The sequence below is a fragment of the Vibrio sp. 970 genome, from assembly GCF_033339075.1.
Genome location: NZ_JAWOTW010000214.1, coordinates 1 through 783, shown reverse-complemented (window position 1 = coordinate 783; position 783 = coordinate 1). Strand labels below are relative to the sequence as shown.

The 783-nt window shown below is 50.1% G+C and carries 1 protein-coding gene and 1 pseudogene; both read left to right on the top strand.

The genetic code is table 11. The features are described from left to right. On the top strand, positions 1-520 hold a 520-nt coding region (locus R7Q11_RS25765), incomplete at its 5' end, for an efflux RND transporter permease subunit (protein WP_225466951.1). Then, positions 517-783, top strand: a pseudogene (locus R7Q11_RS25760) (hypothetical protein); the annotation flags it as partial. The gene R7Q11_RS25765 and the pseudogene R7Q11_RS25760, both read left to right, overlap by 4 nt.

The following is a 783-nucleotide window of genomic DNA, read 5'->3' as shown; positions in this document are numbered from 1 at the left end:
CACCGACATCATGAAGCAGCAACCAAAAGCAATGCTGATCATGGTGATCATTTTAGTCGCGATGTTCAACGGCTTTAAGCAGCCAATCATCATCCTCGCAACGCTACCACTGGCAGCATCAGGGGCTGTGTTTGCTCTGCTTGGATTCGATAAACCATTTGGCTTTATGGCGCTGATCGGAGCTATCACACTAACCGGGATGATCATCAAAAATGGCATCGTACTAATGGATCAAATTGAGCTCGAACGCACAAATGGCAAGAGCTTGTCTGACGCGATCAAAGAAGCCACGGCCAACCGTACTATGGCCATTTCTATGGGTGCGTTAACGACCGCGCTCGGCATGATCCCGCTGCTGTCAGATCTGCTGTTTGACCAAATGGCGGCAACCATCATCGGAGGCTTGGCGGCCGCAACCATATTGTCACTGTTTGTCATGCCGGCACTGTATCGCCTTGCTTATAAAGAAAAAGCACCGTCCACACAAACCAACGCTGAGCTAGAGGAGGCGTCATCGTGAAAAAATTCATTCTAACGCCTGTCGTTCTAGCCCTAAGTTTAGCAGGTTGTGCAGTGGGCCCCGACTACCAAGCACCGACCACCAGCATGGCAGAAACCTACTTGAACGCCGAAAATGCAGGGTTGAGTACCGATTCACAACCCGTTGAGTTTTGGTGGACTAAGTTTCACGATCCGGTGTTGAATCAAATGGTTCAAGACATGCAGAGCCAAAACATTCCGCTGAAAGTGGCGGCCGAGCGGGTGAAAATGGCCAACAACTAT